Raw genomic sequence first — 22,375 nt, 5'->3', positions numbered from 1 at the left:
CTAAATTAGCGTTAATATAAAGAAAAAGTGTGCCACACTACCTGCCAAAACAAACAGGTGCCAAATAAAATGATTGTAAGGTATTTTGCGTATTGCGTAAAATACAATTCCTACTGTATAAAATACTCCTCCTAAAAACAATAAGTTTAACGCCAACGAACTTACGTTTGCAACTAAACTAGAATAGTCTAAAACTATAAGCCAACCCATTGCTAAATAAAGTAATAATGACAAAGCCTCAAACCTACCTGTAAAAAATAGTTTTAGAATAATGCCCACAATGGCTATACCCCAAACTACCCAAAAAATAAGCCAGCCATTACCATTCTCTAACGTTATTAGAGCCACTGGTGTATAAGTGCCTGCTATTAGAACATAGATACTACTGTGATCTAGAATTCTGTATTTTTCTTTTAAAGCCTTTGTTGTAGCTGCGTGGTATAAAGTTGATGCGGTATACAACATTATTACTGACACTGCATATACTACCAAGCTAAAAAAAGCAAACGTAGTTTTATTAGTATTAAAATACAATAACACAAATAAACCAACTAACCCAAAAACAGCACCTATTGCGTGTGATGCCGTATTTAATCTCTCCTCATTCATACCAGTAAGTAACTTTAGGTACAAAATTACCCAATACTTTTGATTCTATTAACTAAAAAAGGCGCTAAAAAGCGCCTTTTTTTTACTATCTGTATAGTGTAAAGTGACCAACATAACGTTGTTTCTCCTTATCATTAGCATTAACTACATACCAATAATCTCCTGTTGGCACTTCGTTACCTTCATAAGTACCATCCCAAGATGTAACATCATCTAACCTTGCTACAACTCTACCATACCTATCATAAATGATAATTTCTATGTCTGGAAAAAACTCTCTGTTTTTAGGTGCCCATCTATCATTTTCATTATCTCCATTAGGTGTAAAGAAATTAGGTATGTCTATTTTACCAGTAAACTCAAACTCTAACTTAACCTCAGCTACACAACCTTGTGCATCTTCTACACGTACGGTAACAGTTTCATCTTCATTTAGCTGATAAATTGAATTATCTCCTTGAGAGTTTCCTTGGAAAAAGTAAGTATAACCTCCATATCCGCCCTGCGCTAAAGCAGTTATTTCATTAGGTCCTGTTTTTATTGCTGAAAGAGTTAACGGATCATAAGCATCTAAAGTAAAGTCTACAGAAGTAGAACAACCATTACTGTGGTAAATATATACCGTATGCATTGTATCTGGCTCTAAATCTCCAAAGACATTTTGTGTAGTTGCCATTGCAATATCATCTACATCTAAAGAAAACATTAAATTAGACATTACACTGCTATCTGCCATATCTATAGTAACTGTACTAAAAGGGAATATACCACTACAACCATACTCTATTATTGGTGTTGCTGTTAAATCTACACCATAATCTATATTAATTACAGCGTTAGTATCACACAAATTAGCATCTCTAATAAAGACAACATAAGTTTCGCCTCCTGCTAAATTATCAAAGAATAAATCATCGTTTCTTACAAAATCAGCTGGATCTGCAGAGTTCAAACTTGTCTCATAATACTCATCTCCAGTAACTGGGTCTACAAAAGGTGTTCCCCCAGATATAGAAAGTGTAGCTGTACCATCTGCAGCATTAATACACAACTCTGGTGTAGTATCTACATCTGCAACAACTAATACCTCTGGTTCTTCAACTGTTATTTCTCTTAAAATACTACAACCAACCTCATCTTGTATTAAAACAGAATATGTACCTGGTGCTAAGTCTTCAAAAGTAATTGTGTTTGGATCTTCATCACCTACAAAAAACTCACTTAAAGTATCTGATATAGAGAACTTAATTTGGCCTGTACCTCCTCTTGCTTCAATTCTAATACTACCATCAAAATCTCCTGTACAACTTACTGGGTTTGCCTCAGACATAATAACCTCTAATGGTATTTTTGGTTCTATTTCAATAATATCAGATATTGCAGAACATCCTCCACTAGTTGCATATACATAGTATGTACCAGGACTTAAGTTTCTAAATACTCCAGAAGACTGCTCTGGTCTAACAATGTCTGCTGCAGTTGGTGCTGTTGGCACACCACCTAAATCGTTATTAACTAGTGTATAATTGTAGTTTCCTATTCCTCCAAAAGCTTCAGACCTTACTATAGCTGTTGCTTCACCCTGACATTTAATTTCTGCATCTACTAAATCTAATGCCACAACTAAAGGAAGTGCTTTATCTAAACCAACTTCATTAGATTGCTGTTCTGGACAACCATTTCCATTTTGAACATCATATTGAAATGGTCCTGGGTCTGCGTCAATATCTGGAATAGTAATGGTAACAGATGTAACATCTGGACCTCCAAAGCTTACAAAAGCGTCTGTTGTTCCAGATCTTCTGTAAAAATACTCCATACCAGCAACTGGGTTTGTAACACTAAGTCCTATTCTTCCTAAGTCTCCACAACCAGGAGGTGTAATTTCTACTAACTCTGCCTCTACAGGTTCTGGGTCTACAATATAAATTTGTGGCGTAGTAAAGCTACAATCCCAACCGTCAAAAACAGTAATTGTATAATACCCCGAAGGTAAATTAGGAAAGGTAGCAGATTCTTGTAGTCCACTTGTATTTGTAATTGCACCAGAACTATCTAACCTATTTAATTGAAATAAATACTCTTCACCATCACCATCTAAATCTTCACCTCCTGTTACGTTAAAAGCTCTAATTACACCATCATTTGCTCCAGGACAAAGTAATGGTTGTACAATTTCTATATCTGCATTAATAGCAACTGGTAAACTCAGTGTAATATCATCAAAAACAATACAACCACCAGCATCTCTACTGCTTACTCTATAATTTCCTTCAGATAGGTTACTAAATATTGGAGAAGAGCCATAAGCTACCTCTACAGTATATGTGCCTGGTGTTGCTGTTTCTTTTTCTAACTGATACTCATAAGTACCCCAACCACCGTCTGATGTTGCTGTAATTTCTCCTAATCCTGGAACCTGACAAGTAACGTAAGCTGTTTGCTCTGCCATAGTGGTTAATGCTCTGTCTGGAGACCTAACTGGCGCAGTATTACTAGCTGTATCACAAAAAGGAGATTCTAAAGCTTCTACCCTAACAATTAAGTTACCTGCAGGTAAGCCCGTAATAATTTCTGGTGTTGCTATCGGTGCTGTAGTATCAAAAGATCCTGTAACACCTGTAGTAACTTCTGTTCCTGTATTATCTACTAAAAATACCTCATAATTATAAGCTCCATTATAATCGTTTACCTCTATACTTATTTCACCATCACTTACTCCAAAGCAAGAAACAGGTTTAACTTCATTAATTACGGCATTTATAACATTAAAATCTGGCACTGTAGCTGTTGGTGTTACAAACAAACAGGTACCACTATCTATATCTCTTACTGCAAAAATATAATCTCCTGGTACAGTAACATCCCAAACAACACGATCTGATCCGCTAGAAAATTGAGCTGGCTGAGATCCTAATGGTAACACTTGTACTTCATAATTACCTGGACCTTGGTCTACAATAATTTCTAATTGACCTGCCGAGGCTCCAGAACCTGTGGCATCACAAGTAATAGGATTTAACATATTAAAGTTAAAAGTTAAGTCTGTTGGCGTAGCTATTGTAATAGTCTCTGTTGTTTCACAGCCCTTACCGTCTCTTACAATAACATCTATAGTTTGGTCTACTCCTCTATCTATAATTTCAAAAGTATTAGAAGATTGAAAGTTAGTACCATCATAAAAAGGAGTTCCATCATTTAAACTGTAGCTATAGTCACCATTACCTGTATCAGTTCCTGTACCATCTCCGTTATCATCTGTATAAATAGTAATAGTTGTTGTACTAAATGAGTTTGCAGAAGGATTACATGTAAAATCTGGTGCTACTGGAGTAACCTCTAAAACAGTTGGCTCACTAACAACAATATTTCCAGACCTTACAGCACAACCTCTTTCCGAAACTACCTCTACTTGGTAAGTTCCAGGTTCAAGGTTTTCAAAAGTTGCATCTTCTATAGATTGTAATGGTGTTGTGCTAGTACCTACATAAATATTATATGTAAATGGTGCATCTGTAGCAGAAGCAGGGTCTAACTCTACGGTAATACTACCATCATCTGCTCCGTTACAAGAAACATTTTCTACAACAGTAGTATCAATTACAGGTGTATTTACAGTAATAATTTCTACCGTGGTAATATCTGAACATAATGGAGTTGTATTAGAATCTAAATCTGTTACTGTTATAGTATAGCTACCAGGAGCTAAACCTGTAAAAATTTCAGGATCTGTGTCTGTTGGTTCATGAGTTGTAGTGGTTGTGCCATCATCTAATTCATACCTAAAATTACCACTACCACCTGTAGTTTCTACTTCTACTATACCGTCTGCATTATTACATGATGGTTGTGATGATGCACTTGCAGATATTGAGAAGAAATCAAACACTTCTACAACCGTACTACTTGTACAACCATTACCATCACGAACCGTTACAGTATATGTACCTGCATTAGGTACTGTAAAGTTTGGACTATCTTGAAAACCATTACCAATATCATATTGAAACGTAGTTTCTGGTCCGCCTGGTGTTGTTAAAGGCGAAGTAACATCTATAGTATAATTTGCTACAGCAAAACATTGGTTAGTTACATCTACTAATGGATCTGCCAAGGCTGGATCCGTAGCTATTACTACACCAGCTAATAAAGACGTACAACCTTTACTATCTTCTATATAAACATCATAAGTTCCAGGAGGTAAATCGTATATATTATTTGTTGTAAGAGTTGGCGCAGGATCTCCTGTTGGCACTACTCCAAAATTATATGCTGGTGACCCACCTACTCCACGTAAAACTAATTGTCCGTTTGGATTTAAACAGGTTGCATTTGTATTACGCTCCACAACTGGTGTTGGGTTATCATTTGTTATTGAAACCAAGGCACTTGCATTACAATAATTTGCAACACCAGTATCTTCTGTAACTATTACCTGATAATTTCCTATAGGTAAGTTTGTAAAAGTACCTGTATAAGGAAAAGTCACATTATTTACTGTAGTTGGACCACTAATTATAGCTCCAGTATCTGTATCTGTTAAACTAATTATAATATCTGAACCATTAGGTAAACCGTCTACTGTGTAATCTACATCTGCATCATCTGGAGTGGCACAAGAAGCCGCAGATGATGTTGCATCTACTGTTAATGGGTTTAATGTAGGAATAGGATCTATTTGCTGAATATGAGTACAACCAGCTGCATCTAAAACCTCTACAAAATATGTTATTCCATACTCAACCTGCCCTGTAAAATCATGCGTATCTGCATCTACATTAGGAGACACCAATGTTTCTCCTACCAAACCAATTAAATAAGGTGCTGTACCACCTGCAATATCTACAAGAAAAGTAAAAGCCGTAGAACAATCTGGACCTATTGTTGGAATTGGTGTTATAGTTAAATTATTTTGCCTTAAATTAATTACATCTCTATCTTCACAAGTGCTAGCATCTCTAGTTTCTACTACATAATCTCCTTCTGCTAAACCGGGGAAATTTGCTGTAGTTGCTGCCGTAGGACCTACAGTTGCTAATACATTACCTGCTGTATCTAATAAAGTATAAGTGTAAGGAGCTGTACCGTTAGACACTGCTGTTACATTTATTTCTCCGTCTGCAGGTGTTACACCGCAAGTAGGACCTACAAAATCTACTGTAGCATCTACTCCAGGTGTTGCAGGACCAACTGTAAAAGGAACTGCTACATCACAACCTCTACTATCTCTTACGTAGTATGTATAACTACCAGGAGATAAGTTACTAAATACAGGTTGGTTTGTAAATGTTACATTATCTGAACTATATTGATAAGGAGGAACACCAACCGTAGTATCTGGAACCAACTCCACACTACCTGTAGCATCGTCTCCACAAGTAGGATCTGTTACATTAGCCGTTGCCGCAATAGTCTCTGTAGGACTAAGTGTAATTACGTTTGTTTCTACCGTACAAGTTTCATTATCTGTTATTCTAAACTGATATGTACCATCTACAGCTGCTGTATAAACAAATGAAGAACCTGTAAAACCTACAGCAGGACTATATGCTGATCCATTAAAACTTACCTCATAAGTTTGATATGGTGTGTTTCCGCTAGATACATTTACTCTTATTTCTGCATCTCCGTCTCCTGGAACTAAACTACACGTTAACTCTTTTTGTATGGCTACAGTTGTAGTCATTTCTGGTCTAATATTTCTGCCTACTAAATCTGTACAACCATTACCGTCTCTAACTTGTATTTGGTAGCTACCTGGACCTGGTGCAGGTATAGATTCATTTGCAGTACCTGCAAACCAAGCACCACCATTTACTCTATATTCATAATTACCATCACCTCCAGAAGCTGTTACATTTATAGTTGCCGCATCTATACTATCAAAACAAAAATCTGACGCGCTAGTATCTATCGTTAATGTTGGTGAACTTAATGCTGTTAATGTAAAGTTATAACTTGTAGAGCATCCTTCACTGTCTTCAACTATTAAAACATAATCTCCTTCTTGACTTAAGCCTGTGAAATTAGAATTATTTCTTGGACCTATATCAGACAAAGCTCCTGGTCTTTCTAAAGTATAGCTATAACTACCCCAACCACCAGTGGCGTTTGCAGTAATAGAACCTCTATTATTATTAGCACAACTCATTGGTGTAAGTGTAGGTGCCATTGTTAATGGTGCAGATGGCTCACTAATAGTAAGTGTTGCAGTCTCTACACAATTAGTTTCTTCATCTGTAACCGTTATTGTATAACTACCCGCAGCTAAACCACTAACACTTATAAAGTTGTCTGATTGACCTGTTACCACAGGATTTGCATCTATTTGATAACGATAAGTAGATGCAAAACCATCTACAACAAAGCGTCCACGACCATCAGAATCTCCCACACAAGTAACGTTGTCTTGTAATTGTGCAGTAACTTTTATAGAACTAATATCATTAATAGCAAAACTTTCTGTGTAAGAACATCCGCCTGCATCTGTTACTCTAAAAGTGTAACTTCCTATTCCTAAACCTGTAAAAACATTATTTGTCCCATTAGATACAGAGCTTGGTGCAATAATTTCATAATCTGTTATTGTTCCACCACCTATTACTGCTAAACTAACAGTTGCTGTACCAGTTCCACAGTCTATGCTAGATACCGTAAAATCTATATCTGTAGGCTTGTTTAATGCTGCAAAAGTTACATCTGGTAGCGTCTCTACACAACCGTTAGCATCTCTAACTTGTGGTGTATATGTACTTCCCTGAGATAAACCAGGAAAAACAGTAGTACCAGTTACAAAACCAGAACCTATACTATACTCATAAGGGCCTGTACCACCAGTTGCAGGTGTAAATGTAATTTCTCCTCCATTTTCATTTCCACAACTTGGTTGTGCTGTTATTGATGTAGATGATGATATTGATGAAGGAGTTCCTATACTTTCTGATACTGGTGCTGTTGTACACACAAAAGTATCTTGTTGATACCTTACTACAACATCATAAGATCCTGGAGCCAAACTAGAAAATACATTACTGTTTTGAAAAGTTACACCATTATCATTACTATATTCTAAAGCATACCCATTACTATTTGTTACATTAATTGTTAACCTTCCATTATTTGCGCCACCACAATTGGCATCTTCTGCTGTTACATTAAATACAGGAGGTGGTATATTTTGTACTTCTACAGCAGCGTCTTTTGTACAACCATTAACATCTTCTACCAAAATATTATAGGTACCTGCAGAGCTAACAGCAAAAACAACCGAACTAGCAAAAGTTGTACTATAAGTTGTTCCGCCATCTAAACTATAACGGTAAGGAGAGGTTCCTCCAGACACATCTAAAGTAACATCTACACTTGTTGCGCCACAACCAAAACTGTCGGTTGCAAAAGCTGTAGCCTCTATAGGCGCTAAACCATTACCAATAGTAATAGGGTCTCCTGCAATTTCTGTTACAGTTACATCACAGTCGTTAGTTTCTACCTGAACAGAATATGTTCCTGATCCTAAGTTGTTAAAAGTATGACTTGTATTTGCACTAGGTCCAAAAGTATCTAATGTTACACCATTTTTTAAAAGTCTGTAACTGTAAAAACCAGTAGCTCCAGAAACTGACACACCAATATTTCCTTTTTCTCCACTACAAATAATATCTGTTTTTGTAACATCTACTGTCATAGACTCCTCAGTAATTGTTACTATTTCTGATGGAAAAATACAAGAAGTAGCTGGTGCATTTTTTAACTGAGCAAACACTTGGTAGTTACCAGGTGTTGTAATATCAAAAGAAGGGCTATCTTGAAAAGGCCCTGAAGCAGAATTTAAACTATATTCATATCCTGCTGGCACATTAGTAACCTCTATATTTCCTGGGTTACCACATATAATATTTTTTGATGTAATTTGAGGGTCTAAAGGGTTAGATGTTACTCTAAAGTGATAGTAAACACCAGAGTCTACGCGCACTCTATATTCACCTTCTACACCTGTATTACTGGCGTCTAACAAATACGTAGGATCATTACCTACTGTTACCCAATCTCCACTACAAGCACTGTTGTATGTAGGACAATCATCTGAACCAACAAATGAACAACCAGACCCCAATTTTTGCCATACATAAGTACTACCTGAAGTACTTAATGATACTGTTCTATCATCTCCTGTACCACACAAGAAAAATTTTGCAAGTGTACTACCATCATCCGGACAAGTACTCTCTTCGTTTGCTCCATTAATAATAGTTGCAAACATTACAGGCGTTGCCAACGTATTGGCTTTAACCGTTTTTTTCTTTGTTGGTGATATGAGGTTAACTTTTTCTTTGGCAGGAGTTTCTTTTTTCTCCTCCAATGTTAATGCTTTAAATAAAGCATCGTCAAAAGTAATTACGTCTGTTATAAAGCCGTATACTTTAGGATTAGCAATAGCGGTAGTGCATACTATAAAGCCAAAAACTAATAGCATAGCACATAACGCAAGTTTTCTTTTACTTGGTTGCATAGGTTAAGTCAATTTTTGTAAAGATTATGGCAACTTGGGGAATTGCTATAAACTTTAGAGTAATTTTGTAAAAACTGTATTTTTAAATCATTATAACTCTTAGGTCTATATTAACGTCAAAAAATGTAAAATAGTGTCCTATTTTATGTATTTAATCTATAAAAGTACATTATACAACAGTTAACGCCATATAACACAACTTTAAACAGTAAGTAATTAACTACAAAAATAAGAACATTTTTTAACTTTACAACCTAAAAAACAAAGAACCTAAACCACTATATTTTGTTTTATTTACAACATAAGTAAAACAAAAAACACAGTAACCCATATATTTATAATGTGTTACTGTGTTTTTAAACTTATTGTTTTTTTTGATGTATTGCTACTAAAATTATAAAACGTAATGCAAATGCACCTTTTTCATTTATAACTTTAAAAAATAAATTATAAATGATTATTTTTTATAAGACTCTACTGCTTTTTTTACTGATCCGTACTTTTTAAGTAAAGTTTCAGCTTCTGTATAAGGAATATTTAACTCTTCAACTACATAACGAGCTCCACGGTCTACCAACTTATCATTACTAAGCTGCATATTTACCATTTTGTTTCCTTTAACCCTACCTATTTTTATCATTAATGCTGTAGAAATCATATTAAGCACCAATTTTTGTGATGTTCCACTTTTCATACGTGTACTACCAGTTACAAACTCAGGACCTACCATAACCGCAATTGCAATTTCTACAGCTTTTGTTAGTGGTGAGCCTGGGTTATTAGTAATACAAGCTGTTAACAATCCGTTTTCCTTAGCTCTTGTTACGCCTCCTATTACATAAGGTGTTGTACCAGACGCCGCAATACCCACAACGGTATCATTCTGGTTAATGCCGTAAGCTTGTAAATCTTTCCAAGCTTGCTCTTTATTATCCTCTGCATTTTCTACCGGCAATCTAATTGCTGTGTCGCCACCCGCTATTATACCTATAACTTTAGTGTGTGGCAATCCAAAAGTTGGCGGTATTTCAGAAGCATCTAAAATACCCAACCTTCCACTAGTTCCTGCACCTATATAAAATAAACGCCCTCCCTTATTAAAGCGTTCTGTTAATGCATCTACCAGTTTTGTAATCTCAGGAATACATAATGCAACAGCATCTGCAATTTTTTTGTCTTCATTATTCATACTAGTTAAAATGGTACTAGTATTCATTAATTCTAAATCTGTATAGTTTGATGAAGTTTCGGTAACTTTAGTGTAGTCTAACATGTATTATGTGTGGTTGTTATTCTAAATTTTTATCAAATTTAACCCTTTTTATCTTTTTTAATTAGTTTTTTTTAAAAGTCGATTTAATATCAACCTATAAAAAACCTATTTTAGCATAACAACTTACATTATTACATTATGCTTAATTACCCTAAAATTTTATTTGACTTAAAAACCAACAAAATTTCTTTTTTTCTTGTATTAATTTTATTTATCAGCTGCAACAATACACCTAAAAAAACAGCTATTACCCAAAATGAAAAACCAAAAAGTTTACACATAATAGAAGCTTATGCAGCAGCTACAAAACAACTTACAACAGCAGAAAAAATTGGACAACTTTTTATGCCTGCTGCTTATATTAACGACACTGAAGAAGAAATTGTAAAACTAGAACAACTTATAAAAGACCAAAACATTGGTGCGCTTTGCTTTTTTAAAAGTAGAACTAGCGCAGCTGCTAACAACGACGCACAAAATAAAAGCGACACACTTAGTTTAAACAGATTAAAATCTTTAATAAAAAGATACCAAAAAGCTGCTAAATACCCTTTGCTAATTGCTATTGATGCAGAATGGGGATTGGCAATGCGTGTAGACAATACTCCGCAATACCCTTATGCTATTACACTTGGTGCAATGCAGAATAAAGATTCTCTGATATATGAAGTTGGCAAAAACATTGCTAAAGATTGTAAAGATGCTGGTGTACATTGGAACTTGGCTCCTGTTGTAGACATTAATAACAATCCTAAAAACCCGGTAATTGGCTATAGGTCTTTTGGAGAAAACAAAGAACTAGTAACTAAAAATGCCATTGCTTTTGTTAATGGTATGCAAAGCCAAGGTATTATTAGCTGTCTTAAACACTTTCCAGGTCACGGAGACACAGCTACTGACTCGCACATTGGATTGCCTGTAATAAATAAGTCCAAAGAAGCTTTATTAGCAAATGAGTTATACCCTTTTCAGCAACTTATAAATAACGGAATAGAAAGCGTAATGATAGGCCATTTGGCTGTACCTTCACTAACCGAAGAAAAAAATACACCTACTACCCTATCTAAAAAAACAATAAAAGGACTTTTAAGAGGAGAAATGAATTTTAATAATGTAGTAATTTCTGACGCCTTAAATATGCGTAGTGTATCTAAACTATACCCTACCAAAGGAGAATTGGAGTGGATTGCCTTTGATGCTGGTAATGATGTACTATGTTTTGCAGAAAATACTAAAGAAGGTATTGCTACTATTTTAAAAAATGCCACAGAGCAACAAATTGAAGAAAGCTTTAAAAGAGTTTGGCAGCTTAAAGAAAAAGCAATGAATACTGTTGTTAGTCCGTCTAAAGAGTATTACACTTCAAAAAGTTTAAACACAAAATTAGCTGCAGAAAGTTTAACTGCTGTTAAAGGTGACACCAATACGATTACTAATTTTAAGTCTGATGGATTTGCTGGTATTGAGATAACTAGTAATAAAGAGAATCTTTTTTTTAATACGATAAAAGAAGAATTAAAATTTACTAGCTACAACACAACCACAACTACAGTATCTAAAATAAAAGAAGCTGTAAAAACTGAAGAAAATATAGTTGTAGCTTTATATCCGCCAAGTATTAAACCTAAAAATAACTTTGGAATTTCTGATAATGAATTACAGTTATTAACCAATTTAATGGCTACAAAAAATGTAATACTATATGTATTTGGTAACCCTTATGTACTAACTACAATAGATACTAGTAATGCTAAAAATATAATAGTTGCATACCAAGACTTTCCTGTTTTTCAGGAATATGCTGCAGAACATTTTTTAGAAAAGGTAAATGCTAAAGGAAAACTATCCGTTTCAATAGATTAATTTATGCATACATACAACGTAATAGGGTTAATGTCTGGCACGTCTTTAGATGGTTTAGACCTTGCGTATTGTCAGTTTTTAAAAAAGGATAAAGATTGGGAATTTAAAATCCTAAACACAAAAAGTGTAGATTATACGCCTCAATTTAAAGCGCAATTAAAAAATGCTATAAATTTAGCTGTTCCAGAGTTTACAGAGCTGCATAACTTTTATGGCTCTTGGCTAGGGGAACAGGTAAATTTATTTATTAAAAACTATAATTTACAAGTAGACTTTATCGCTAGTCACGGACATACTACACACCATAAACCAGAAAAGGGTTTTACTTTACAAATTGGATCTGGACAACATTTGGCAAATGTCTGCGGCATAAAAACTATTTGTGATTTTAGAAGTAATGATGTTGCCCTTGGCGGACAAGGTGCCCCGTTGGTGCCAATTGGCGATATGCTCTTATTTTCTGAATATGATTTTTGTCTTAACCTAGGAGGTATTAGCAATGTATCATTTCAACAAAACAATAAAAGAGTAGCTTATGATATAGGCATAGCTAATATGGCCTTAAACTATATTACCAATAAAATAAATTTAGCTTACGACAAAAATGGGGAACTCGCTAAAAGTGGTGTTTTAAATAAGGAGTTATTTTATACTTTAAATAACCTAACCTACTACAAACTACATTACCCAAAATCTACAGGATTTGAGTGGTTTAAAAAAGAAATTATTCCTGTTTTAGAAAATACTAAAGACACAACAGAAAATATTTTACACACTTTAATACAGCATATATGTAGTAGCATTTCTAATGATTTATTGGCTGCATCTACAAAAAAAAATAACACATTATTAGTTACTGGAGGCGGTGCTTTAAATGGCTTCTTAATGAATACTTTAAAAAGTAAATTAGGAACTAGTTTTACAATAGATACCACATCTAAAACTGTAATAGAATTTAAAGAAGCATTAATTTTCGCTTTTATGGGAGTATTGCGTCATTTAGAGCAACCAAATGCATTAGCCTCTGTTACTGGTGCTAAAAAAGATTCTAGTTGTGGTGTAATATATATTCCGCAGTAAAACTTATTTAGACAAAGCAGCTGTTCTTGTTTTTTTAATAAGCATAAATACAAAAAGAGATAAACTACCACAAACAGCTAAACCTACAAACAAAGGTAATACTGTTGTATGCACATAACTACCTATTAGGGTTGCTATTGGTATAGATATTAAAGTAGACACAAAACCATTTATAGCAGCACCAACACCTGCAATATGCCCAATAGGCTCCATTGCTACCGATCTAGAGTTACCCCAAATAAACCCTAAACAAAAAAACTGTATTGCTAAAAAGCCTATTAAAATTGGTAAAGGTGGGTTTGCTGCACCCCAAAATAAAATAGAATATGTTATACTTATTACACAAAACAAACTCAGTGCAATAAAAATTAATCTTCGCATTCCAAAGCGTAATACCAATGTACCATTTAAAAAAGTTGCAGAACCTATAGATACTGCCAAACCAGCAAATATATACGGAAACTCATTTACCAAGTTAAATTGATCTTCAAAAATATGTTGAGCCGCACTTAAATAAACCAAAAAGGCTCCAGTAATTAATCCAGATATTAATGTAAAAGCAATAGTTTCCTTATGTTTTACAAACTCCTTTAATCCATCTAAAAAAATAGACCACGTAAACGGAATTTTAAATTCTGGCTTAAGCGTTTCTTTTTGTCTTTTCCAAAACCAAATAGATACAATTAAAGCAAAAAATAATTGCACATAAAATATAGCTTGCCAATTGTACATATTTAATACAGTTTTTCCAACCGCTGGCGCTACAACAGGAACTAAAATAAAAAAGGCCGTTACAAAAGACATTATTTTTGCCATATAATCTCCTTTGTACATATCTCTAATTATAGAAATTGTAATAGTTCTGGGTGCAGACAACCCTATTCCTTGAAAAATACGGCCAACTATCATAACCTCTAAAGATGTTGCATTTACGCAAACAATACTAGCTACAGTAAATATGGTAAATCCTGTATACACTATTGGTTTTCTACCATAACTGTCTGATAGCGGTCCAAAAAACAATTGACCAACACCTAAACCCAAAAATATCATTGTAATTAACATCTGATTTTTTGTGGGGTCAACACTATTTATAGCTTCTCCTATATAAGAAATTGCAGGTAACAAAGCATCTATTGCTAAAGCCACAATAGACATTAACGATGCCATTAAGGCTACAAATTCAAACTGTTTTTTTGAAGAGTTTTTTTGCATCCTGCAAAAATAACTTACTTGCTTTAAAATAACAGGCTAACAACATTAAATTTTAAGTTAAAGTAAGTGCGTTTAACGTAATAAAATCAATACTAAACGTAATAATCAAAAATATATAATTGCAAAATTGTATTTTTGACAAAAAAAATTAAATTTATGTTAATAATTGGGATAGCTGGTGGTACTGGTTGCGGAAAAACAACTGTTGTAAACCAGATTATTAATGAATTACCAGATGATGAAGTATGCGTAATCTCTCAAGACTCTTACTACAATGATCTTTCTCATTTACCATTAGAAGAAAGAAGAAAAACAAATTTTGACCACCCGCTTTCTATAGACTTTAAATTATTAAAGCAACATTTAGAAGAATTAAGACAAGGTAATACAATACAACAGCCTGTATATTCTTTTTTAGAGTGTAACAGAACAGCAGAAACTGTGCCTACAGAGCCTAGAAAAGTAGTAATTGTAGAGGGTATTTTAATTATGACAGATCCTGAAATTAGAAAAATGATGGATATTAAGATTTTTGTACACGCAGATTCTGATGAGCGCTTAATTAGACGTATAAAAAGAGATGTTAATGAACGTGGCTGGAATTTAGATGAAACTCTAGAAAAATACCAAAGCACTATTAAACCAATGCATGCAGAGTTTATAGAACCTAGTAAAGAGTATGCAGATATTATTATACCTAACAACAAACACAATACAGTTGCTATAGATATTGTACGTACCATTATAAACGAAAAATTAGTGTAACTTTTAGATGATATTTAAAAAGCTTAGAAATAAAAAATGGTTTGGTATAGCTACAAATATGTATGTGCTAGTACTCACCGTTTTTGTTATTTGGATGATTTTTTTTGATACAAACTCGCTCTTTATCCACAACGAATTGCAAAACCAAATTGAAAGTTTAGAAAAGCAAAAAGAATACTTAAAGGATGAGATAGCAAGGGATAAAAAAATTATTGAAAAACTAAGCGACCCTAAAGAGTTAGAGAAATTTGCTCGTGAACAATACTTTCTTAAAAAGAAAGATGAAGAAATTTATTTAATAGAATACCAAGACAGCATAAAAACTAAAGAAGATGAGTAAAACAAAATTATTTAATGATTTTTCTGAAGTGACTACCAAGGAATGGAAACAAAAAATTCAGGTAGATTTAAAAGGTGCTGACTATAACAACACACTAGTTTGGAAATCTCCAGAAGATATTAAAGTTAAGCCGTTTTATAACATAGATGATTTAGACGGAAAAACTACAAATATTAATACTCCAGATTGGAATATTGGTCAGGCTATTTTTGTGCAAAATGAAAATGCTTCAAACAAAAAAGCCTTAGATGTATTAGACAGAGGTGCAGAAGATTTAATTTTTACCATACCAAATGATAGTATTAAGATTGATGTGCTTTTAAAAAACATTGATCTTAAAAACAGAACGGTTTATTTTTTCTTACAGTTTTTATCATCAGAATATATTAGCAAAATTGATGCATTTACCAAAGACCAATCTGTAACCGTGCATTACAATATAGATATTATTGGTAATTTAGCTAGCTCTGGAAACTGGTTTTACAACCTTGCTAAAGATCACCAAGAACTAGATAAAATTGCTGCAATTACCAGCACTAAAAATACTATAGGTGTAAACGTTAGCACATACCAAAATGCAGGCGCAACAATGGTACAACAGCTAGCTTATGCAATGGCACACGCAAATGAGTACTTAAATCATTTTAAAAACAGTACCATTCCTAATATAACATTTACTGTAAGCGTATCTGGCAACTACTTTTTTGAAATAGCAAAACTTAGAGCTTTACGTTTATTATGGAAAACACTAACTGCAGAATACAACACAAATGCAGACTGTACTATTTTAGCTCTGCCTAGTAAACGAAATAAAACGTTGTACGATTATAATGTAAATATGCTACGTACAACTACAGAATGTATGACAGCAAGTATGGGTGGTGCAAATACAATTTACAACTTAGCTTATGATGCTATTTACCATAAAGATAATGAGTTTGGAGAACGTATTGCACGTAACCAATTACTTATTTTAAAAAAGGAAAGTTATTTAGATGTGGTAAATAACCCTGCAGATGGTGCATATTATATAGAGTCTCTAACGCATCAATTAGCAGAAAAAGCGTTAGAACTTTTTAAATCTGTAGAAGCAACAGGCGGGTTTTTATCAAACTTAAAATCTCATCAAGTACAGAAAAAAATAAAAGAAAGTGCCGCTAAAGAACAAGAACTTTTTAATACAGAAAAAGAAGTTTTGGTTGGTACCAATAAATATCAAAATAAGGAAGACAAAATTAATGAAGACTTAGAGTTATACCCTTTTGTAAAAACAAATGCACGTAAAACTTTAATAGAACCAATTATTGAAAAGAGATTGGCAGAAAGCCTAGAACAAAACAGATTAAAAGATGAGTAGAAAAGATTTACAACACTTAGAACTAAATATAGATAACAGTGCTAAAAAATCTGATACTTCAATTTTTAACACTGCAGAAGGTATTCCTGTAAAAAAAACATACACTAAACAAGATTTAAAAGGCGTAGAACATTTAAACTTTGCTGCTGGTTTGGCTCCAAACTTACGGGGCCCATACTCTACTATGTATGTGCGTAGACCATGGACAATAAGGCAATATGCTGGTTTTTCTACTGCAGAAGAGAGTAATGCTTTTTACAGACGTAATTTAGCTGCTGGCCAAAAAGGGTTATCTGTTGCTTTTGATTTACCTACGCATAGAGGGTATGATAGTGACCACGAACGTGTAGTTGGAGATGTTGGTAAAGCTGGCGTTGCCATTGACTCTGTAGAGGATATGAAAATTTTATTTGGTGGTATTCCGCTAGATAAAATGTCGGTTTCTATGACTATGAATGGTGCTGTTTTGCCCATTTTAGCGTTTTATATTGTTGCTGCACAAGAACAAGGTGTTGCGTTAGACCAATTAGCAGGTACTATACAAAATGATATTCTAAAAGAGTTTATGGTGCGTAATACATACATTTACCCACCTACACCATCTATGCAAATTATTGCAGATATTTTTGAGTACACTAGCCAGTTTATGCCTAAATTTAACAGTATAAGTATCTCTGGCTACCATATGCAAGAAGCTGGTGCAACAGCAGATATAGAACTTGCTTATACCTTAGCTGATGGTTTAGAATATATTAAAACCGGACTAAAAACTGGTATGGATATAGATAGTTTTGCTCCTCGCCTATCTTTCTTTTGGGCTATAGGAATGAACCATTTTATGGAAGTTGCAAAACTACGTGCTGGCCGTATGCTATGGGCTAAACTGGTAAAGCAATTTAACCCAAAAAATCAAAAATCTTTAGCATTACGTACACATTGCCAAACTAGTGGTTGGAGCTTAACAGAGCAAGACCCATTTAACAATGTTGCCAGAACCACAATAGAAGCTGCCGCTGCTGCCTTTGGAGGTACGCAAAGTTTACACACCAATGCTTTGGATGAAGCAATTGCTCTACCAACAGATTTTTCGGCTAGAATTGCACGTAACACACAAATTTACTTGCAAGAAGAAACTAAAATTACAAAAACGGTAGATCCTTGGGCTGGTAGTTATTATGTAGAAAAACTTACTGAAGAAATTGCACAAAAAGCTTGGACACTAATTGAAGAGGTGGAAGAATTAGGGGGTATGACCAAAGCTATAGAGGCTGGTATACCTAAAATGAGAATAGAAGAAGCCGCTGCAAAAAAACAAGCTCGTATAGATAGTAATGAAGATGTAATTGTTGGTGTAAATAAATACCAATTAGAGAACGAAGATGATTTACACATTTTAGAGGTAGATAATGAGCAAGTACGCAAGCAACAAGTAGAGAGACTTTCACAAATTAAAAGAACCAGAAATGCTAAGTTAGTTACGCAAGCTTTAGAAAATTTAACTAAAGCTGCCCAACAAAGTAAAAATAACACTACTAGTAAAGAACCTAATAAAAATTTACTAGCTTTAGCTGTAGAAGCTGCTAAACACAGAGCAACATTAGGAGAAATTAGTGATGCTTTAGAAAAAGTTTATGGCAGACACAAAGCAAAAATACAATCATTTACAGGCGTGTATTCTAAAGAAATTAAAAACGATGAAAGCTTTAAAAAAGCTTTAGCAATGGCAGATGCTTTTGCTGAAACCGAAGGAAGAAGACCAAGAATTATGGTTGCTAAAATGGGACAAGATGGTCATGACCGTGGTGCAAAAGTAGTTGCTACTGGTTACGCAGACTTAGGTTTTGATGTAGATATAGGTCCACTTTTCCAAACACCAGAAGAAGCTGCCAAACAAGCCGTAGAAAATGATGTACATATATTAGGTGTTTCTTCATTAGCTGCTGGTCATAAAACTCTTGTACCTGCAGTTATTAAAGAACTTAAAAAACACGGCAGAGAAGATATAATGGTAATTGTTGGTGGTGTAGTGCCTAAACAAGATTACCAGTTTTTGTTTGACGCAGGAGCTGTTGCTGTTTTTGGACCTGGAACAAAAATTAGTGATGCAGCTATTCAAATTTTAGAAATTTTAATGGCATAATTTTTTGCCCTTGTTTTAAAATAAAATGCGCTGAAAATGAGTTAAAAAATTAATATTTAACCGTAATTTTGGCGCTATAAAAACAAAAACAGCTGTGTATAGCTGCTTTTTATTTACAAACTATTAACAACTTCGGTTTTATATAGTCGTAAAAAAGTGTATTTTTAGCCTCACTAAACTTACTATGACAATGGGCAAAATAATAGCCATAGCTAACCAAAAAGGTGGAGTTGGAAAAACAACCACCTCTGTTAATCTTGCAGCTTCTTTAGGCGTACTAGAGAAAAAAGTACTGCTAATAGATGCAGATCCCCAAGCAAACGCAACTTCTGGCTTAGGTATAGATGTTGAAAGTGTTGAAGTTGGTACGTATGAATTGTTAGAGCACACCAAATCTGCTTCTGAAACAATTATGCCTACCACATCTCCTAATGTAGATTTAATTCCGTCTCATATTGACTTAGTTGCAATTGAGATAGAATTAGTAGACAAGGAACAACGGGAGTATATGATGCGCAAAGCAATTGGTGAACTTAAAGATAAGTACGACTATATTCTTATAGATTGTGCTCCTTCCTTAGGACTTTTAACGCTAAATGCACTAACAGCGTCTGACTCTGTTGTAATTCCAATACAATGTGAGTATTTTGCATTAGAAGGACTTGGTAAATTGTTAAATACTATTAAAAGTGTGCAAAAAATTCATAATCCAGAATTAGATATTGAAGGTTTACTACTTACAATGTTTGACTCTAGATTAAGATTATCTAACCAAGTAGTAGAAGAAGTTAAAAAACATTTCTCCGAAATGGTTTTTGATACTATTATACAAAGAAATGTTAGATTAAGTGAAGCTCCTAGTTACGGTGAAAGCATTATTAAGTATGATGCCAGTAGTAAAGGTGCTGCCAATTACTTAAATTTGGCAAACGAAATAATGAAAAAAAATAAGGAGAAAGTATAATGGCGAAAGCAACAAAAAAACAGGCTCTTGGTAGAGGTTTATCTGCCTTACTTAAAGATCCTGAAAATGATATTAATTCTGCTGATGATAAAAATGCAGACAAGGTTGTTGGTAATATAATTGAATTAGATTTAGATTTAATAGAAGTTAACCCTTTTCAGCCAAGATCTCATTTTAATGAAGAAGCTTTAGTAGAACTTTCTACATCTATAAAAGAACTAGGTGTTATACAGCCTATTACTGTACGTAAATTAGAATTTAACAAGTACCAACTTGTTTCTGGTGAACGTAGATTTAGAGCTTCTAAACTACTTGGTTTAGAAACAATACCTGCATACATAAGAATTGCTAACGACCAAGAATCCTTAGAAATGGCTTTGGTAGAAAATATCCAAAGGCAAGACTTAGATCCTATAGAGATAGCATTATCCTACCAAAGATTAATAGACGAAATACAACTTACTCAAGAAAAAATGAGTGAGCGTGTTGGTAAAAAAAGATCTACCATAACAAACTATTTACGTCTTTTAAAATTAGATCCTATTATACAAACCGGAATTAGAGATGGTTTTGTTAGTATGGGCCACGGTAGAGCATTAATAAATGTTGAGAAAAAATCTGATCAGATAGATTTGTACGAGAAAATTGTAGCCAATAATTTATCTGTAAGAGAAACTGAAAAAGCTGTAAAAGAACACCAAGAAGGTGGTAAGTCTGCAAAACCTACTGCAAAAAAAACTACTAAATCTCCAGATTTTGTAAAAGAAGGCTCTGCTAAAATAGAAAAACATTTAGCCACCAAAGTAGCCGTAACTGCTACAGAAAAAGGAAAAGGAAAAATTACAATTTCGTTTACTTCTGCAGAGGATTTTGATCGATTAAAAAAATTAATTACTGGTGCTTAAAAACCTAACTACTATACTATTTTTTAGTTTTTTTGTTGCTTTAGGTTGGTCTCAAGATCTTGAAAAACCTAAGCAAGAGAAAGATTCTATTGCGCAAGATTTAAAAGGTAAAGGTGTACTTGTAGATGAAGCTTTTATAAGTAAAAATCAAAGAATAGACCCTTTAGAACCAAGTAAAGCAGCTTTTTATTCTGCCATATTACCAGGTTTAGGACAAGTTTACAACGGAGACGTTTGGAAAGTTCCTTTGGTCTACGCTGCAATAGGTACTGGTGTATATGCATACAGTTTTAATAACAAGCAATACAACAGAACCAGAGATGCTTTTAAAAGAAGAAAAGCTGGTTTTATGGATGATGAGTTTTATGCCTTTAATGGGCAAGAAATTGACCCAGGAAACCCAAGGTTAGATGATGATGATTTACAAAGAGCACAAGAACGCTACCAAGAAGACAGAGATTTATCACTACTAATTACAATTGGACTTTATGCTTTAAATATTATTGAAGCCAATGTAAAAGCACATTTAAGACAGTTTAATGTTGATGACAACCTTAGCTTTAACATTAAACCTTATTTAGAATACAACACTATTACAGCAGATCCTAATTATGGTTTTGCTCTACAAATAAAATTTTAAGTATGAATATAGCTTTGTTCGGTTACGGAAGAATGGGGAAAATGATAGAACAAATAGCCATTAATAGAAACCATACTATTATTGCTAAAATTGATGCAGACACTAAAGAAATAGACTTTTCTAATATAGATGTTGCTATAGACTTTAGCTTACCAGATGCAGCTTTTAGCAATATTGAAAAATGCATAAACAATAACACTCCTATTATATCTGGTACTACTGGTTGGTTAAACAGGTATGATGAAGCTGTTACGTTATGCAAGCAAAAGCAAGGTGCTTTTATTTATGCATCTAACTTTAGCTTAGGCGTTAATATCTTTTTTGAATTAAATAGCTACTTAGCTAAAATGATGAAGTCTTTAGAGCAGTACAATGTTACTATGGAAGAAATTCATCACACAAAAAAATTAGATGCCCCTAGCGGAACGGCAATTACACTTGCTGAGGGCGTATTAGAACACTCTAAATACAAAGGCTGGCAACTTAATAACGCTGATGAAAATCATATACCTATTGTAGCAAAAAGAATACCTGAAGTACCAGGTACACATACTGTAAGCTACAACAGTAAAGTAGATAGTATAGATATTACACATACTGCACACAACAGAGAAGGTTTTGCTCTTGGCGCTGTTATAGCTGCTGAGTGGATTGTAGGTAAAACTGGTGTTTTTTCTATGAAAGATGTTCTGGAGCTTAATTAAAAGTTAAAAAT

14 protein-coding genes are annotated in these 22,375 nt (G+C 33.9%); 10 read left to right on the top strand and 4 right to left on the bottom strand.

Annotation, left to right across the window (positions count from 1 at the left end; translation table 11 throughout):
* The 3 genes from JM80_RS09305 to murQ all read right to left on the bottom strand — a co-directional run bounded on the left by JM80_RS09305 (nucleotide 1) and on the right by murQ (nucleotide 10,391).
* On the bottom strand, nucleotides 1-609 hold the full coding sequence (locus JM80_RS09305; RefSeq protein WP_013619820.1) for a hemolysin III family protein: 609 nt from the start codon (nucleotides 607-609) through the stop codon (nucleotides 1-3).
* Nucleotides 610-694: 85 nt separating this feature from the next.
* Nucleotides 695-9,118: a T9SS type B sorting domain-containing protein gene (locus JM80_RS09300; RefSeq protein ID WP_144709851.1), complete on the bottom strand. Its 8,424-nt coding sequence runs from the start codon at nucleotides 9,116-9,118 to the stop codon at nucleotides 695-697.
* A 457-nt stretch (nucleotides 9,119-9,575) separates the two neighbouring features.
* On the bottom strand, nucleotides 9,576-10,391 hold the full coding sequence (gene murQ, locus JM80_RS09295; protein ID WP_013619822.1) for an N-acetylmuramic acid 6-phosphate etherase: 816 nt from the start codon (nucleotides 10,389-10,391) through the stop codon (nucleotides 9,576-9,578).
* A gap of 138 nt (nucleotides 10,392-10,529) precedes the next feature.
* Between murQ and JM80_RS09290 the strand changes: the two genes are divergently transcribed.
* Both JM80_RS09290 and JM80_RS09285 read left to right on the top strand, forming a co-directional pair.
* Nucleotides 10,530-12,254, top strand: a complete 1,725-nt coding sequence (locus JM80_RS09290; RefSeq protein ID WP_144709849.1) for a glycoside hydrolase family 3 protein — start codon at nucleotides 10,530-10,532, stop codon at nucleotides 12,252-12,254.
* Nucleotides 12,255-12,257: 3 nt separating this feature from the next.
* A complete protein-coding gene (locus JM80_RS09285; protein WP_144709847.1) occupies nucleotides 12,258-13,334 on the top strand; it encodes an anhydro-N-acetylmuramic acid kinase in 1,077 nt (358 codons plus the stop codon).
* A gap of 3 nt (nucleotides 13,335-13,337) precedes the next feature.
* Here JM80_RS09285 and JM80_RS09280 read toward each other — a convergent pair whose 3' ends face one another.
* The gene (locus JM80_RS09280; protein ID WP_255436850.1) at nucleotides 13,338-14,579 is read right to left on the bottom strand and encodes a multidrug effflux MFS transporter; all 1,242 of its coding nucleotides are present in this window, start codon (nucleotides 14,577-14,579) and stop codon (nucleotides 13,338-13,340) included.
* Nucleotides 14,580-14,705: 126 nt separating this feature from the next.
* On the opposite strand from JM80_RS09280, the gene udk reads away from it, so the two are divergent.
* From udk to dapB, 8 genes are all read left to right on the top strand, one after another.
* Complete coding sequence (gene udk / locus JM80_RS09275; RefSeq protein WP_013619826.1) at nucleotides 14,706-15,314, top strand: uridine kinase; 609 nt, start codon at nucleotides 14,706-14,708, stop codon at nucleotides 15,312-15,314.
* A 7-nt stretch (nucleotides 15,315-15,321) separates the two neighbouring features.
* Nucleotides 15,322-15,654 (top strand): septum formation initiator family protein, encoded by a 333-nt coding sequence (locus JM80_RS09270; protein ID WP_013619827.1) that lies wholly within the window; start codon nucleotides 15,322-15,324, stop codon nucleotides 15,652-15,654.
* The gene (locus JM80_RS09265; protein ID WP_144709843.1) at nucleotides 15,647-17,011 is read left to right on the top strand and encodes a methylmalonyl-CoA mutase subunit beta; all 1,365 of its coding nucleotides are present in this window, start codon (nucleotides 15,647-15,649) and stop codon (nucleotides 17,009-17,011) included. The genes JM80_RS09270 and JM80_RS09265 overlap by 8 nt, the downstream gene beginning before the upstream one ends.
* Nucleotides 17,004-19,151: a methylmalonyl-CoA mutase gene (gene scpA / locus JM80_RS09260; protein WP_144709841.1), complete on the top strand. Its 2,148-nt coding sequence runs from the start codon at nucleotides 17,004-17,006 to the stop codon at nucleotides 19,149-19,151. Before JM80_RS09265 ends, scpA begins: the two co-directional genes overlap by 8 nt.
* 190 nt (nucleotides 19,152-19,341) lie before the next feature.
* Nucleotides 19,342-20,115, top strand: a complete 774-nt coding sequence (locus JM80_RS09255) for a ParA family protein (RefSeq protein WP_034644607.1) — start codon at nucleotides 19,342-19,344, stop codon at nucleotides 20,113-20,115.
* Nucleotides 20,115-21,020 carry a ParB/RepB/Spo0J family partition protein gene (locus tag JM80_RS09250; protein ID WP_013619831.1) on the top strand — a complete coding sequence of 302 codons (906 nt, stop codon included), beginning with the start codon at nucleotides 20,115-20,117 and terminating at the stop codon, nucleotides 21,018-21,020. Before JM80_RS09255 ends, JM80_RS09250 begins: the two co-directional genes overlap by 1 nt.
* A complete protein-coding gene (locus JM80_RS09245) occupies nucleotides 21,013-21,660 on the top strand; it encodes a DUF5683 domain-containing protein (RefSeq protein WP_013619832.1) in 648 nt (215 codons plus the stop codon). The genes JM80_RS09250 and JM80_RS09245 overlap by 8 nt, the downstream gene beginning before the upstream one ends.
* 2 nt (nucleotides 21,661-21,662) lie before the next feature.
* The gene (gene dapB, locus JM80_RS09240; protein ID WP_144709839.1) at nucleotides 21,663-22,364 is read left to right on the top strand and encodes a 4-hydroxy-tetrahydrodipicolinate reductase; all 702 of its coding nucleotides are present in this window, start codon (nucleotides 21,663-21,665) and stop codon (nucleotides 22,362-22,364) included.
* The last annotated feature ends 11 nt before the right edge of the window (nucleotides 22,365-22,375 follow it).

This window comes from Cellulophaga sp. RHA_52 (assembly GCF_007827205.1).
Lineage (GTDB): Bacteria > Bacteroidota > Bacteroidia > Flavobacteriales > Flavobacteriaceae > Cellulophaga > Cellulophaga lytica.
This window is presented reverse-complemented; position numbering and strand designations above follow the sequence as displayed.

Excerpts from the sequence above, each read along its gene's own strand:
- JM80_RS09305 (WP_013619820.1), bottom strand. The coding sequence starts at position 609 with ATGAATGAGGAGAGATTAAATACGGCATCACACGCAATAGGTGCTGTT.
- JM80_RS09300 (WP_144709851.1), bottom strand. The coding sequence starts at position 9,118 with ATGCAACCAAGTAAAAGAAAACTTGCGTTATGTGCTATGCTATTAGTT.
- murQ (WP_013619822.1), bottom strand. The coding sequence starts at position 10,391 with ATGTTAGACTACACTAAAGTTACCGAAACTTCATCAAACTATACAGAT.
- JM80_RS09290 (WP_144709849.1), top strand. The coding sequence starts at position 10,530 with ATGCTTAATTACCCTAAAATTTTATTTGACTTAAAAACCAACAAAATT.
- JM80_RS09285 (WP_144709847.1), top strand. The coding sequence starts at position 12,258 with ATGCATACATACAACGTAATAGGGTTAATGTCTGGCACGTCTTTAGAT.
- udk (WP_013619826.1), top strand. The coding sequence starts at position 14,706 with ATGTTAATAATTGGGATAGCTGGTGGTACTGGTTGCGGAAAAACAACT.
- JM80_RS09270 (WP_013619827.1), top strand. The coding sequence starts at position 15,322 with ATGATATTTAAAAAGCTTAGAAATAAAAAATGGTTTGGTATAGCTACA.
- JM80_RS09265 (WP_144709843.1), top strand. The coding sequence starts at position 15,647 with ATGAGTAAAACAAAATTATTTAATGATTTTTCTGAAGTGACTACCAAG.
- scpA (WP_144709841.1), top strand. The coding sequence starts at position 17,004 with ATGAGTAGAAAAGATTTACAACACTTAGAACTAAATATAGATAACAGT.
- JM80_RS09255 (WP_034644607.1), top strand. The coding sequence starts at position 19,342 with ATGGGCAAAATAATAGCCATAGCTAACCAAAAAGGTGGAGTTGGAAAA.
- JM80_RS09250 (WP_013619831.1), top strand. The coding sequence starts at position 20,115 with ATGGCGAAAGCAACAAAAAAACAGGCTCTTGGTAGAGGTTTATCTGCC.
- dapB (WP_144709839.1), top strand. The coding sequence starts at position 21,663 with ATGAATATAGCTTTGTTCGGTTACGGAAGAATGGGGAAAATGATAGAA.